General features: G+C 59.4%; 18 protein-coding genes. 4 read left to right on the forward strand and 14 right to left on the reverse strand.

The genetic code is table 11. The annotated features are described in order from the left end of the window. Nucleotides 1-54 precede the first annotated feature (54 nt). The 7 genes from KI612_RS01970 to KI612_RS02000 form a co-directional block, all read right to left on the reverse strand. The gene (locus KI612_RS01970) at nucleotides 55-2,139 is read right to left on the reverse strand and encodes a methyl-accepting chemotaxis protein (RefSeq protein WP_226442160.1); all 2,085 of its coding nucleotides are present in this window, start codon (nucleotides 2,137-2,139) and stop codon (nucleotides 55-57) included. 168 nt (nucleotides 2,140-2,307) lie between these two features. Further along, the gene (locus tag KI612_RS01975; protein ID WP_226442161.1) at nucleotides 2,308-3,291 is read right to left on the reverse strand and encodes a GGDEF domain-containing protein; all 984 of its coding nucleotides are present in this window, start codon (nucleotides 3,289-3,291) and stop codon (nucleotides 2,308-2,310) included. Next, nucleotides 3,291-3,905, reverse strand: a complete 615-nt coding sequence (locus KI612_RS01980; RefSeq protein WP_226442162.1) for a chemotaxis protein CheC — start codon at nucleotides 3,903-3,905, stop codon at nucleotides 3,291-3,293. The genes KI612_RS01975 and KI612_RS01980 overlap by 1 nt, the downstream gene beginning before the upstream one ends. Nucleotide 3,906: 1 nt before the next feature. After that, entirely contained in the window at nucleotides 3,907-4,281 is a 375-nt protein-coding gene (locus KI612_RS01985) for a response regulator transcription factor (RefSeq protein ID WP_226442163.1), read from the reverse strand. Nucleotides 4,282-4,571: 290 nt separating this feature from the next. Further along, nucleotides 4,572-4,907, reverse strand: coding sequence for a hypothetical protein (locus KI612_RS01990; RefSeq protein WP_226442164.1), 336 nt, complete (start codon nucleotides 4,905-4,907; stop codon nucleotides 4,572-4,574). Between the two features lie 149 nt (nucleotides 4,908-5,056). Further along, nucleotides 5,057-5,647, reverse strand: a complete 591-nt coding sequence (gene mobA / locus KI612_RS01995) for a molybdenum cofactor guanylyltransferase MobA (protein WP_226442165.1) — start codon at nucleotides 5,645-5,647, stop codon at nucleotides 5,057-5,059. Nucleotides 5,648-6,007: 360 nt separating this feature from the next. Continuing rightward, nucleotides 6,008-6,313 carry a hypothetical protein gene (locus KI612_RS02000; protein WP_226442166.1) on the reverse strand — a complete coding sequence of 102 codons (306 nt, stop codon included), beginning with the start codon at nucleotides 6,311-6,313 and terminating at the stop codon, nucleotides 6,008-6,010. On the opposite strand from KI612_RS02000, the gene KI612_RS02005 reads away from it, so the two are divergent. Further along, the gene (locus KI612_RS02005; protein ID WP_226442167.1) at nucleotides 6,287-7,108 is read left to right on the forward strand and encodes a response regulator transcription factor; all 822 of its coding nucleotides are present in this window, start codon (nucleotides 6,287-6,289) and stop codon (nucleotides 7,106-7,108) included. The genes KI612_RS02000 and KI612_RS02005 overlap by 27 nt on opposite strands. 128 nt (nucleotides 7,109-7,236) lie before the next feature. After that, the gene (locus KI612_RS02010; protein WP_226442168.1) at nucleotides 7,237-7,629 is read left to right on the forward strand and encodes a hemerythrin domain-containing protein; all 393 of its coding nucleotides are present in this window, start codon (nucleotides 7,237-7,239) and stop codon (nucleotides 7,627-7,629) included. A 175-nt stretch (nucleotides 7,630-7,804) separates the two neighbouring features. Here the strand turns inward: KI612_RS02010 and KI612_RS02015 are convergent, their stop codons facing one another. The 7 genes from KI612_RS02015 to KI612_RS02045 form a co-directional block, all read right to left on the reverse strand. Continuing rightward, nucleotides 7,805-8,173 carry a hypothetical protein gene (locus tag KI612_RS02015; protein WP_226442169.1) on the reverse strand — a complete coding sequence of 123 codons (369 nt, stop codon included), beginning with the start codon at nucleotides 8,171-8,173 and terminating at the stop codon, nucleotides 7,805-7,807. A 40-nt stretch (nucleotides 8,174-8,213) separates the two neighbouring features. Further along, nucleotides 8,214-8,465, reverse strand: coding sequence for a hypothetical protein (locus KI612_RS02020; protein ID WP_226442170.1), 252 nt, complete (start codon nucleotides 8,463-8,465; stop codon nucleotides 8,214-8,216). 23 nt (nucleotides 8,466-8,488) lie between these two features. Then, nucleotides 8,489-8,734, reverse strand: coding sequence for a DUF2798 domain-containing protein (locus tag KI612_RS02025; protein WP_226442171.1), 246 nt, complete (start codon nucleotides 8,732-8,734; stop codon nucleotides 8,489-8,491). A gap of 165 nt (nucleotides 8,735-8,899) precedes the next feature. Beyond that, nucleotides 8,900-9,217 carry a YggL 50S ribosome-binding family protein gene (locus KI612_RS02030; protein ID WP_226442172.1) on the reverse strand — a complete coding sequence of 106 codons (318 nt, stop codon included), beginning with the start codon at nucleotides 9,215-9,217 and terminating at the stop codon, nucleotides 8,900-8,902. A gap of 428 nt (nucleotides 9,218-9,645) precedes the next feature. Next, on the reverse strand, nucleotides 9,646-10,101 hold the full coding sequence (locus KI612_RS02035; RefSeq protein WP_226442173.1) for a helix-turn-helix transcriptional regulator: 456 nt from the start codon (nucleotides 10,099-10,101) through the stop codon (nucleotides 9,646-9,648). Between the two features lie 535 nt (nucleotides 10,102-10,636). Further along, nucleotides 10,637-10,978, reverse strand: coding sequence for a hypothetical protein (locus tag KI612_RS02040; protein WP_226442174.1), 342 nt, complete (start codon nucleotides 10,976-10,978; stop codon nucleotides 10,637-10,639). Between the two features lie 49 nt (nucleotides 10,979-11,027). After that, nucleotides 11,028-11,336, reverse strand: coding sequence for a hypothetical protein (locus KI612_RS02045; RefSeq protein ID WP_226442175.1), 309 nt, complete (start codon nucleotides 11,334-11,336; stop codon nucleotides 11,028-11,030). Nucleotides 11,337-11,800: 464 nt separating this feature from the next. On the opposite strand from KI612_RS02045, the gene KI612_RS02050 reads away from it, so the two are divergent. Continuing rightward, nucleotides 11,801-11,998, forward strand: coding sequence for a hypothetical protein (locus KI612_RS02050; RefSeq protein ID WP_226442176.1), 198 nt, complete (start codon nucleotides 11,801-11,803; stop codon nucleotides 11,996-11,998). 94 nt (nucleotides 11,999-12,092) lie between these two features. Then, nucleotides 12,093-12,587 (forward strand): hypothetical protein, encoded by a 495-nt coding sequence (locus KI612_RS02055; RefSeq protein ID WP_226442177.1) that lies wholly within the window; start codon nucleotides 12,093-12,095, stop codon nucleotides 12,585-12,587. Nucleotides 12,588-12,589 lie beyond the last annotated feature (2 nt).

Here is a 12,589-nt window from a genome sequence, read left to right on the forward strand (position 1 = left end):
GAGGGGGCGAAAAAAAGGGAGGCCGCGGCCTCCCGTCATTCTAAGTGGCTTGGCTCAGTTGCGGTAAAGCTCGAAGCCGGCGATCAGGACGTCGAGCTGGTGCGCGGTGCACAGCAATTCGTCGGCCGCGATTTTCGCCGCCTGCGCCGACTGGGTATTCTGCTCGATGAGGTCGGTGATCTGCTGCATGCTGCCCGCCACTTCTTCGCTGGCGACACCTTGCTGACGCGCCGCATCGGAGATCTGGCCGGCCATTTCCGAAACGTGGCTGGACGAGTGCGTGATGCTTTCGAGGCCGGAAACGCTCTGGCGCAGCATGCCGATACCGGTCTCGACTTCTTCGGCGGCCAGTTCCATGCTCGCCACGGCTTGCGAAGTGACGCTCTGGATTTCGTTGACCGTGATGTTGATGTCGGCCGTCGAGCTGGTGGTGCGTTCGGCGAGCTTGCGCACTTCGTCGGCGACAACGGCAAAGCCGCGTCCCTGCTCGCCGGCGCGGGCTGCCTCGATCGCGGCATTGAGCGCGAGCAGGTTGGTCTGGCTGGCAATTTCGGCGATGACGCGGGTGATGTCGCCGATTTTCTTGATCGAATGATTGAGCTGGTCGATGGTCTTGTTCGAGGCATGCACGGCATCGACGACCCGGTTGGTCGCCGCCATGCTCTGGTTGATGCTGGTGTTGCTGGCGCTCACCTGATCCTGGGATTCGCGTGCGGCGGAAGCCGCTTCCTGGGCGTTGCTCGCGACTTCCTGCACCGACTGGCTGAACTCCTCGGTGGCGGCAGCGACGCCTTCGACACTGGATTGCTGCTGCTGCGACTGTTCGGCGACCATCGCCATCTGCGCTTCGAGTTGCTTGCTGCGGCTGTCGATGGCATGCGAGGCCGTGCTGATTTCGTCGAGCATGGCTTTCAACGAGCCTTGCATGCTCGCCAGGTTGCACATCAGCAGCCCGGTTTCATCGCGACCGTCGATCTCGATGTCGTCGGTCAGCTTGCCTTCGGCGATGCGTCCGAAATAGCTGACGGCCCTGTTGATGGGCCGGACGATGGCCGCCACCAGCATGGCGCCGCCGATCAGCCCGAGGAGCAGGGCAAGGGCGAGGCTGCCGATGGTGACATTGCGGACGCTTTGGTAGCGTGCTTCAGCCTCGGCGAAATTCGCTTCGGCAGAGTGGGCCAGCTCGTTGATAAGTGTCTCTCCGGCCTTTTGCATTTCGCTGTACAGCGGGTTGATCTTGAGCAGAAGCAACTCGTTGGCTTGCGTGTACTTGCCCTCGGCCAGCAGGCCGCGGGCGATATTGATGCCCTCCTTGGAGAAGCGTTCGCGGGCTTCGCTGAACTTGGCGAGCAGCACTTTTTCGCTCTCCGACAAGGGCAGCTTTTTCAAGTTGTCGAGCAGGGTGTTGATCGCCTCGCGGTTTTTCAGGGTTGCTTCGATATGCCTGTCGAGCGGGTGGTCATGCAATTTCGAGTTCGGGTTGAGCGGATCGTGCTGCAGGCCGAGCATGACTTGCGAGCGGTTGTCGGAAAGCAGGGCCAGCATCTGATTGATTGTGTTCGACGGGAGCAGTTTCTCGCGGTACATGCGGTCGAGCTGGCCATTGGTTTCGGCAACGCCCTTGATCCCCAGGAAACCGATCACGCTCATCAGGGTCAGGATGATGCCGATCGCTGCCCACAGGCGGGCGCGTAGAGAAATGCCCGGTTTGCCTGTGGTCGGCAGGCTTCCCTTCTGGCCCGCGGCGGCGTAGGCAGCTTCGGCAGCGGCCCGCTTGTCGCGGCGGGCCGGGGTGCGGACCGACATGTAGCCGGTGACCTGGCCATCCTTTTTGAGCGGCACGACAAAGGCTTCCACCCAGTAATAGTCGCCGTTCTTGCAGCGGTTCTTGACCAGGCCGCGCCAGGGCAGTCCTGATTTTACGGTCGTCCACAGGTCGCGGAAAGCCGCTTCCGGCATGTCCGGGTGACGAACCAGGTTATGGTTCTGGCCGATCAGTTCTTCGCGCGTAAAGCCGCTGATTGCGACGAAGGCATCGTTGGCATAACTGATGCAGCCCTTGAGATCGGTACGTGAGACGAGATAGGAGTTCGGGGGGAAGGCAATTTCACGCTGGGTGACCGGTTGGTTGTTTTTCATCTTTTCTTTTGCTTTGTTGCGCAGGTAAGGCAGCGGCAAGGTCGCTAATCTGCTTCAGGGCAAGGTTTTGCTAAAGGAATAGTGTAATTGGTTTTGCTATTACTTTAGCTATAGATATGTTGCCCGAGCCTATGTTTGGTGGGCAAAAATATGCCTTGCCGTCCTGGTTTAATCGCAGCGTTTGAAACTGCCGTCGTCAGGCGAAAAGTAGATGGCGCGGTTGCGTCCGTCATGCTTTGCCTGATAAAGGGCGACATCGGCCGACGAAAGCAGGGTATGGATGTCGGTTTCCCCATCCGGCAGCATCACGGCGCAGCCAATGCTGACGGTCAGGTGGGCGGCAACGCTCGATGCCACATGGGCGATGGCCAGGGTAGCGACGCGCAGACGCAGTGTTTCGGCCAGATGGACGATGTCGCTTTCGCTGAGTTCCGGCAGGATGAATGCAAACTCATCGCCGCCATAACGCGAGAGCAGATCAATGCCCGGGCGGACTGTCTCCTTGAGCAGCCTGGCCAGCTCGCTCAGGCGCGCATCCCCCTGGTCGCGGCTGTAGTGGCCGTTGTAGGCGCTGAAGTGGTCGATGTCGATGATCATCAGGCCGAGCGACTGCTTGCTGCGCTGCGCCTTGAGAAACTCGGCGGCCAGTGTTTCGTCGAACTGGCGCCGGTTAGCGACGCCAGTCAATGCGTCCTGGGTGGTCGCCCGGCGCAGGGTTTCGCTTTGTTGCCGCAACAGCCGTTCACGCGAGATGTTGGCAGTCATGTCGCTGATCTGGATCAGGCAGGCCGCCTTCGGGTCGGCATCGCGCAGGGGCATGACGTGGATCATCTGCTGCATGCGCCGTTCCCGGTCACGGTCTTGCGGGGTCTGGTAGAGGGGCAGCAAGGTGCCGTGCAGGGCGGGCGAGAGGAGCGAGGGAAGGCGGTCACGGATGGCGTGTTCGATTGCCTGTTCGAGACGGCTGCCGCGTGCGGCCGGGAAGGTCTCGACAAATGGCCGGCCGAGCAGGGCTTCCGCCGCCAGGCCGCTGCGCCGGGCCAGCCAGCGGTTGCTGTGCAGCACGCAGGCATGGGCGTCGAGAATGACAACGCCGACTTCCAGGGTGTCGAGTACGGTGCAAAGGCTGCCAATGCCCAACTGCTCTGACATCAGGCCAGCCCCTGTTCGTTCAGATAGCGGTCAAGACAGGCGAGCAGGCTGCTCATCGAGGCGACGCTGAGCAAAAACAGGATATGCCCCTGGATGCGCTGCTGGCTGATCACCATGTCGACCTGCAGCAACAGCACCATCTGTTCGTCGCCCCCCTCGAGGATGGGCAGGTTTTCGGTATTGCCGAAGCGATGCAGTGGTAGCGTGCTGTCGAAACTGATGTGGAAAATGTCTGCCAGCGAACTCATGCAGGCATTGAGGATGATGTTGCCGATTTCGCACATCGCTTCCTGCTCGAACTCCGAGAGTTCTTCGATGCTCATGTGCGGGCCGACCATCAGGCGAACGATTTCCAGGGCATTGCTTTCCGGGAAGACGAGCATCGCCTGTGCGTCGAAAGGGCCGGAAAAGGTCTGGCTGACCGTGCTGAACTGGTCGAGTTCGGCGCTAAGCAGAATCCGGGTGGCCTGGTCACGATGCACCAGCGAGACTGAAGGTGCGGTGAGCAGCACTTCATCATTGACGATCAGGCTGAGGCTGGAAGCGGCGCGTCCGACACCAATGTTGAAGATTTCACCCAGCGCGTCGAGTTGCAGTTCGTTCAGGCTGACCACGTCAAGCCTCGAAAAAGGCGATGGCATCGGCCACCGACTGCGCAGTAATCGGTTTGGCGACGAAATGGATGCCAGCGCGGGCCGCCGCTTCTCGCGTGCTTTCCTGGATGTTGGCCGTGCACAACGCGATGCGGGTTTCCGGATGCCGCATGCGGATGCGGCCGGCAGCCTCCAGGCCGCTGATGCCGGGCATGTTGACATCCATGCTGACGAAGTCAGGGCATTCCTTCTCGATGGCGAGGAGTGCCTCGTCGCCGCTGATCGCTTCGGCGATACGCCAGTTGGGGCGGCTGTCGGCAACGATGGCGCGGATCAGCATGCGCGACATGCGGCTGTCATCAACGATCAGCAGCAGGGGGGCAGATAAGTTTTCCATCCCGTGATTATGATCAATATCGGCGATGTTTTTAACCGGGAAATGTAAATTTCCCTGGTCGGGCATTTTCCTTGCCGGCCAGCGGTCGACCGCCTGGAGGTCGGGTTTTTGCCGTGCGCTGAAAAGGCGAAAGCCCCGCAGGGGGGGGCGGGGCTTTCGGGCGGTGGCCTCAGGGGGAGGTGGCCACCTAGGCTGTTGGGGTTCAGCGCATGGATGCAAGATACGGCCAGACGGATGGCAACTCAAGTAACGGTTTGCGACAGGAAGTATCTGTTTGTTCGCCGGGCGGCTCAAGCCCGGGGCGCGTGGGCGGCGCTCAGTTTTTCCGAGACGAACTCGGCGCGCGAGGTCGAGTTGTTTTCCTGATTGTTGGCAAGGCACCAGGCGCTGAATTCTTCCGGAACAATCTGGCATTCCAGGGCGAGAACGCCGGAGCGCTGGAAGTTCCGGCGGGCGGCGACAGCCATGGCTTTCCATTTGGCAAAGGAATCCTCGAAGCAGTCGGGGTCGGTCGCCGTGGCCTTGACCCGGGCCCAGGTTTCCTCGGTGTACCAGGTAACGCCGATGACCAGCGACTGGCTGCGGCGTTTGGCTTTCAGGCTTTGATAAAGGGTCGGTTTTCTCATGCTCGGGATCCGTGTTGCGCAGTTGCAAGATGAGGCGATCCGCATGCAAGACACGCGCCAAAGATCAATCGCTTGCAAATCAGATGCTTGGCGGAAAGATGTTGCGTCGGATTTGCAACAAAAGCGCTTCGCCGATAACGCAGCCGTCTTCAGGTGTTCTCGAAGCGGGACAGCTCTTCACGCGTATTGATGTTTTCGAAGGCTCCCGCGACATCGTCGAAAGGCACCTCGACGCTGTTCAGGGTCGAATACCAGCGCTCGAACTTGCGCTGGCCGCTGGCGAGATAAGCGGTCAGGTGCGGCAGCAGTTCGCGCCGGCAAAGGCAGAACACCGGATGCGGCTGGTCGAAGGTGCGGGCAACTGCCAGTTCGGCCCGGCTGGCGGTCAACGCTTGCTGCAGGCGGAAAACCAGGTCGCTCGGCAGAAACGGCGAGTCGCACGGAGCCGTGGCCACCAGCGGGTGCGTGGCCGCCGACAGGGCGGCATGCAATCCGGCGAGGGGGCCGGCGAAATCGGGAATCCGGTCGGCAACGACGGGGTAACCGAAGCTGGCGTAGCGCTCGCCATTCTGGTTGGCATTGATCAGGAGTTCATCCACCTGCGGCGCCAGGCGGGTGATGACCCAGTGCGCCAGCGGCTGGCCGCGCAGTTCCTGCAAGCCCTTGTCGATACCGCCCATGCGCCGGCCGAGGCCGCCGGCGAGGACAACGCCGGTAATTTTCTCGTTCATTCTGGCCATTGCTCCTTGCCGGTACTCGTGTGTTCAGTCCATCCGGTTGCCGGCATGGCTGATCCGCTGTTGGGCTGGCCAGTTTTTTTGCTCGTCATGGCCGGCATTGTACGCGTCCGCTTTATTCGGTCACTCCGGAATCCTTCGGCTGTTGTCCGTGGCAAATCGGGCCGGCCCCGTCTTTCCCGTCTGTGCGATTTGTCTGTTCGTCGTGCCTGGAATGCTCGGAGCGGGCTTCCTTGCCGGCCGCAAAATCGCATCGTCGATTTTCGCGAAATCCTTGTCCGGCATTTGTTTCTGCCCGTCTCACTAAGATTAGCGATAGCGCGGCATATGACGGCTGTTATGATTTTGACAGCCTATAAAAAACTAGAAAAAATATTTCATCATGCTGATCGCCCTGGTTCCGGATTTGCCGTTTTTTAATGCGGTGCCGGTTGCTGCGTCGATGCCGAGTCTCTCGTGAACTCCATACTCTGTATTGATCCTTCCCGCAGTTTTTGCGGCTTGCTGTGCAGTTTGGCCAGTGAATCCGGTTTGCAGGCGGTTCTCTGTCATGACGCCGAGGAAGCCCGGTCGCACCTGGATAGTCCACTCCCTTTCATTTTGATGATTGTCGCGAATGATCTGGGGGGGGGCGAGGATGGCATGCGCCTGATTGAACAGGCGCGGCACCAGCCCAAGCGGGCCACGATGCCGATTGCCTACGTGATGCAGGATCGCGACCTTGAGCTGGCGCACGAGGCCTTCCAGGCCGGTGCAACCGAGGTTGTGCTGCGCGACGACGATGACCTGATCCGGCATTTCATTCTCGAGGCGGCCAATTCCCGTTACAAGTCCTTGCAGCCGGGGCGGGTCCTGCTGGTTGAGGACGAAAACTGCCAGGCGGAACATCTGGAAGAGGTGTGCGCCCTGCAGGGGCTGACCGTCGATCGCTGCATTTCGATGGAGGAGGGCGTCGCCCGCTTGCAACGCGGCGAATACCAGCTGGCGATCATCGATATCCTGCTCAAAGGCATGGGCAGCGGTTTGTCGCTGGTCCGCCACATTCGGCAATTGCCGCCGCCGCGATCGCTGGTGCCCATCCTGGTGATTTCCGGCTTTGATGATGTGGCTCGACGCGTCGAGGCCTTGCGCATCGGTGCCGACGACTTTCTCGCCAAACCGTTTGCCGAGGAAGAACTGGTCTGGCGCCTGCAAAGGATTACCCAGGGACGCCCCGGCAGCGAGCCGGAGGTGTTGCGCGCGGCCATCCCCGACATGGCGTTCTGGCAGCAACACGGTCTTTCGTCGCGCGAAAGCGAGATTTGCGAGGCCCTGATCCGTGGCGTGAACGACAAGCAGATCGCCAGTGATCTCGATATTTCTTTCTGGACGGTGCGCACGCATATTTCCCGGATATTTTCCAAACTCGGGGTGCTCAACCGGCGTGAATTGATGGCCCGCTATCTGCCGAGCATGGGCGGTTAGCCAATCGTGACTTCAACCCTTCCTTATCGAGCGCGCACAATGTGCCTGAACAGCCCTTCCCTTGAGCTCCATCGTTGCCTTGCACCGGTCTGTCATTGTTGTACCGGCCAGAAACTTGAGGTGCTGGCGTGAAGGGCGAATTTTCCGGGCTTTCGTTCAACAGCGACCATGCCGACCTCGATGTCCAGCACAAGAAGCTGCTCGCCCTCTGTGAGCGGGCCGCTGAGCTTCCCGAAGATGATACGGCGTCATCCAGCGAGAAATTTCACATTCTGCTCAACGACCTGGCGATTTATGCCCGCGCCTACTTCTCTGCGGAGGAGGAGCGCCTGCGGCAAACCAATCCGCTGTTGCTCGCCGAGCACCAGGAAGAGTACATCAGCTATGAGCAGCAGCTGACGGATCTCCTGATGGCCGCCAGTCGTGGGATTCTTGACCGAATCGGCCTGCTCCAGTTGTTGACCGCATGGCGCGACTCGCGCGTGGCGCGACCGAGCGTTCGCTACTGGTCGCCAAAATAGCGCGCACCAGCGAGCAAAAAAAGCCCGGCATTTTGGGTGCCGGGCTAACAGGGGGATTCTGATGCACTCAGGAGATGGGCCTGAGAAACATCAGCTTAGCGAGTGCCGTCCCCTGTTTCCGTGCGCTGGCGCGCACAGCGCACAGCCCGCGAAATTGTCCTGGAGAGCTTGTCGGCTATTTGACCGGAGGCTCGGATGCCTCGCCGGCCGCTGGCGTGATCTCGGTCAGGGTCAGGAAGCCGTCGGGCGACTTGACGATCTTGTAGACCGCGTCGGGCTTTTCACTCGATTTCTTGAGAACGTTCTGCCACTCGACCTCGGCGCTCTTCAGTCCGTCGATTTTTTTGTGTACTGAAGCGATGCTGTCGGCCAGGTCGCTCTTCAGGCTTTCGTTGAATTGTTCAACCTTGCTCGCCGTCGGATTCAGCACCAGCAGAACGGTGTTGGCCAGCGACAGTGCGAAGGCGCCGCCGGCGAGAATGGTCACCAGCTTGGACGGGCCGGCTGACGCGGCTTTGGGTGACTCGGTGATATCTGCGGACATGCTTGTCTCCTTGATTGTCGGTCTGCGCTGATCCCGCGGATCACCTGCCGGTCAGTGCTGCCCAGGCCGCCAGATCGGTGCGCTCGATGAAGGTTTCCAGGCGATTGATATTGCCCGGCAACTGTCGGCCTTCCCATTGTTCGGTAGCCCAGCGTTTGACGTTGGCGTGCAACTCGCCGTGCTCGATGGCGCGGGCCAGCATCACTTCTGCATCATGCTCCGAAATCAGGCCGCTTTCCAGACTCTTTGCCGCTGCGGCAAGGCTGATGCTGGTCGGGGTGTGGGTGGTCATTGCTTGCCTCCTGAGGATAGGGATTAAGCCTGGCGGTGGTCGGCGCCCAGCCACGCGAGAATCCTGCCGGTCAGCTTCACCGACACCGGAATGGCGAGAAAAGCCGTACAGGCGGCAATCGGCCAGGCGACGATGAAGGCATGTGTCCATAGCGCAAGGAAGTTCCCGGGCAGGCCGAGATTGAGCCAGGTGACAAATCCGGTCATCAGTCCGGCCATGATGCCGGACATGATGATCGGCTGGATATGCTTGGGTTTGAGTCGTGACATGGAAATCCGTGGTGATTTGGCGGTGGACCGTAACGCCAGCCGCAAATATGCAGGAGTCGGGCGGTGCCGTCAAAGTGCGGCGCCCGGGAACGGTGGACGAAAAAAAGGCCGGAAGCCCGAAGTCATCGGGATTGTCCGGCCGTTTGCGGCGCCTTGCGCTGGCGCTTATTGCCAGGCGTCGACCAGTTCGCTGACTTCCGCCGACTTGATTTCGGCGCGGGCGGCCAGCCAGTCGCGTACGGCGATGCGGTCTTCGTCCGAGGCATCGCAACGCGTGTCGCGGCAAACGAAGCCCCAGGAGAAACTGCCGCCGCACATCAGCTTGCGAGCTTCAATGACTTCGCTGATGAAGGCTTCGAGCAGCGCAGCGTGGGCGGCCGTATCCAGCTCTTCGTGGAATTCGACGGCAAAGGTGAAGCCCAGCTCCTTGTACTCCCCGAGGTGAAGTTTCTTGCGCTGGCGGTGATTGTGGTTCTTGGACATGGCGGGGGCTCCGGATGGGTGCAACATGGGCGAAAAAAAAGCCAAAACCCTCGATTCATTCAAGTGTTTCGGCTTTCTTCCGACTGCTTGTACTTGGTGCCTGGGCGGGCACCGAACAAAGTGTGTAATCGATTGCGAGAGAAGCGTCTACGTTTTCCGATTTTTGGAGTTACCCCCAAAGTTACCCCCGCCAAGATGATGCTGCCCTCTTGGGAGGGATCGAAGGGGGCGGATTGTATCAGGGGTTGGGCATCAGCTTTGGATGCATGCGCGTACTACTTTTGTTGTATTTCTTTGGCATTGTGGCGCGAGCATAATCGATCCATGATTGATCTCATCATTCTCTCAGCGCTTCTCATCGTTGCCGCGATCGGTCTGGTTGTTCATCTGGCAGGGAAGCTCCGCCCCCACGATGAGCGGCGGTTCCGCTAGTTCCCGCTCAGATCAACACCGCACATTTTCAGCCGGGCATACATCCGGCCGATGATCACCTCGCCCTTGCTGTTGGTGTGAAACTGCCACCGGTTATTGGTCAGCCAGGCCACTTGATCGTGGGTGGTCATGTGGCCGGTGATCTTCGTTATTTCATCCGGCCGGAGTAGCTCGGTGCCAATGGGGGCTTTGATCATTTCTGCTGTTGTGGCGAAGGTAGTAAAGGCCTGTGTAGGCACGAATGCCTTTTCGCTCTTGGTGTGATTGTCTGACTGGTGGCCATCCTGTTTTTGAATCCAGTCTTCAATTTCCGACAAAGTCCAGCCAGAGGCGTGCTTGCCGAGCTTTACCTGCGCCGGAAACTCCCCGGCCTTGATGCGGCGGTAGATGGTCGCTGCGCTTAGGCCGACAGCGTTCTTCACCTCCGGCAAACGGATAATTCTCTTTTCCACGATTGATTCTCCTTGGGGGGGCGGTGAGCACGCCCTTCCTGGCGCGTGCTCTTTCGATAGCCGTGGCGTATCCGGTTAAAAGGACTCGCCGTCTCGCCGTACTGCCATTGCGACGACCTCGGGCCGAGTGTCCATTTCGCGCCGGGCTACCGCCCAAGCATTCCGCTTGGTCATTGAGTTTCCAAGCCGAACGGCTCGGCCGGCTGGAATGTTGTCATTGCTTGGGACATCGACAACGACCCAAGGCGCCCACATCGGCAAGTTGCTGATTGGAATCTCTGGATGGTGGCAGTAGGCAGATGAGGTTTCCATGGCTTTCTCCATGAGTTGGTCAAAATCGGGGGGCTTGGTCAGTCGATGTAAACGATGGCTGGGCCGTACTTGGCCGCCAGTAGTTCGCGCGCAACGTGTGCCCTGCTGCGCGAGCCGAACCAAGGGGAACTGTGCTCTTTGCCATCTTTCAGGTAGAGAACACAAAAGCGCTGAGTGCCGAGGTGGGCAATCGACTGCTTTGCAGCTCGTTTTATGGCGTGTCTCACAGTTCACCCCCTTCGCTGTCGGTGATTCCGGCGGCCTGCGCTTCGGCCTGGCGAAGCGATGCCGACAGCAATGCGCACTTGGCCCGCAGTGCTTCCAGCTGATCGGCGGTACCAACTGCATCACGCAGGGCAGGCCCGATGACTTCACAGAACGCCGTCTTTCGGGCTTCGCATTCCTCAATGCGGTTTTCAATGGCCAAGGCAATGATTTCGCTGATGGCGTCATTCAACTGCCCTGTCGGGATGTCGCCCTCTTCGATGGATAACAGCAGCGAGCGTGCATCGGCTTGGCCGGCAGCGCCCGCCTCGGCCGGGTTGAATCGCATACGTTCGTTCATGATCAATCCCTCATGGTTGCCGCCGCCCAGGTGAGCGGCGGAGATTCGATTACAGCGCGTACAGCCGGCCGGAGGTGGTCGACGTGGTCTTCGTGCACTTCAAGAGCTGGGCCGGTGTGAGGAAGGTTTGCGCCAGAGCAGAGTCAAGGCGCTTGCCGGTCACGGTGGCGACCATGAACTTGTGGGCATTGCCGAAATAGACACCTTCGCCCTGGTACTTGAGCAGGTCGACCAAGTTGTCGGCCTCGGTTTCGAGGTTGGCGATTTGTGCCTTGAGGGCGGCGAGCTTGTCGACCGTGCGCTTGATCTGGTTGGTAGTGAGCGCAGCGGCGACGGCGGTAGAATTGGTCTTAGCCATGATTGATCTCCTGTTGATCAGTTTCGGTCAGAGGCCCGGAGGTGGTGAGACACCCCCGGGCTTCGTTGTTTGTGGCATCTGGGCGCTAGCTGGGCTCCCGGATAATCACCGGCCTACCATGCGCATTTCCCTGGTGCCATCCAGACATTTGCGGCGGTCTGGTAGCCGTCAAATCCCTCTGTGTTCTGCTGCGCTCGCGGTGCGCATTGGCAGCGGCCAGATACCGGGTGATGCGGGCTTTGATCCTGGTTTGCTTAAAGAACGGTGTTTCGATCAACTGCGGCTTGAAGGCTCGGTGTCTTGGTTCCCTTCACCCCTGGGGCCTTGTTCTGGCCTTACTGGTTTGCGGCTACGTTGTTTGCTGCCATGGGTGTAATGTATATCGTAGGTTGTGCGATGTCAAGCATGTATTGCGATATGCGATACGGTGTTACCATGTCGGCAACAAATGGAGGGAACCAGAAATGGCACTATCGAAAACACAGCAGGCCTTGAAGTTCGTGTCAGATGGCGTGGCAATCAAAGCAGCAGCAGAGAAAGCTGGTATCGCTGAAAGCACCTTGAGGATGGCTATCGGGCGAACCAAAGGCAAAGAGCAGTGCCCATGCTGCGGCCAAGTGGTGCGCGAAGGCTTCGAGATCAACCAGAGCGTTTTGAAGTAGAACCGAGCAAGCCGCCCCCTAGCCCGGCCAGGCGAAAAGCGGAGTCCTTCACCGCTTGGGGGCGGCACCCAACGAAGGGCGCGGAAGGAGCGCTATGGAAAACAGGAAATGCCCAACGCTCGCTGATATTGAAGCCGGCAATGTCGAAGCCGGCGAGCTTGCCGAATACACCGGGCAAATGAAGCGAATGGCCGACGCAGCGCAGAGTGCGATGGACGCTGTTCGACCTTTGAAAGACGAGGCAAAGCTGCTTTTTGACAGGCTATTTGACCTTGGCTTGCCTGAAATTGAAGAGTACATCGCAACCAATCCACCTAGCTCGGGGGCGATTGCCTTCCTGATTTTTCAATCTATTTCACGTTACAAAACCGCTCACGGACGGAAAGCATCCGATGCATTGCATTCAAAAAAAGGAGGCAGTCGAGAAAAGGCCGAAGCGATTCGCAACTTGTGGAGTAGCGGAAATTACAGCAGTAGAGACATTTGCGCCGAACAGGAGTTTGCCGGCCTTAAATGGAATTACGCCTCTGCGCGTAAGGCTCTTCGCAATACACCAGACCCTGCCCCCTGGCCTGCAAAAGGCAAGTAACG

Origin of the sequence: Quatrionicoccus australiensis (genome assembly GCF_020510525.1) — a bacterium.
GTDB classification, from domain to species: Bacteria; Pseudomonadota; Gammaproteobacteria; order Burkholderiales; family Rhodocyclaceae; genus Azonexus; species Azonexus australiensis_B.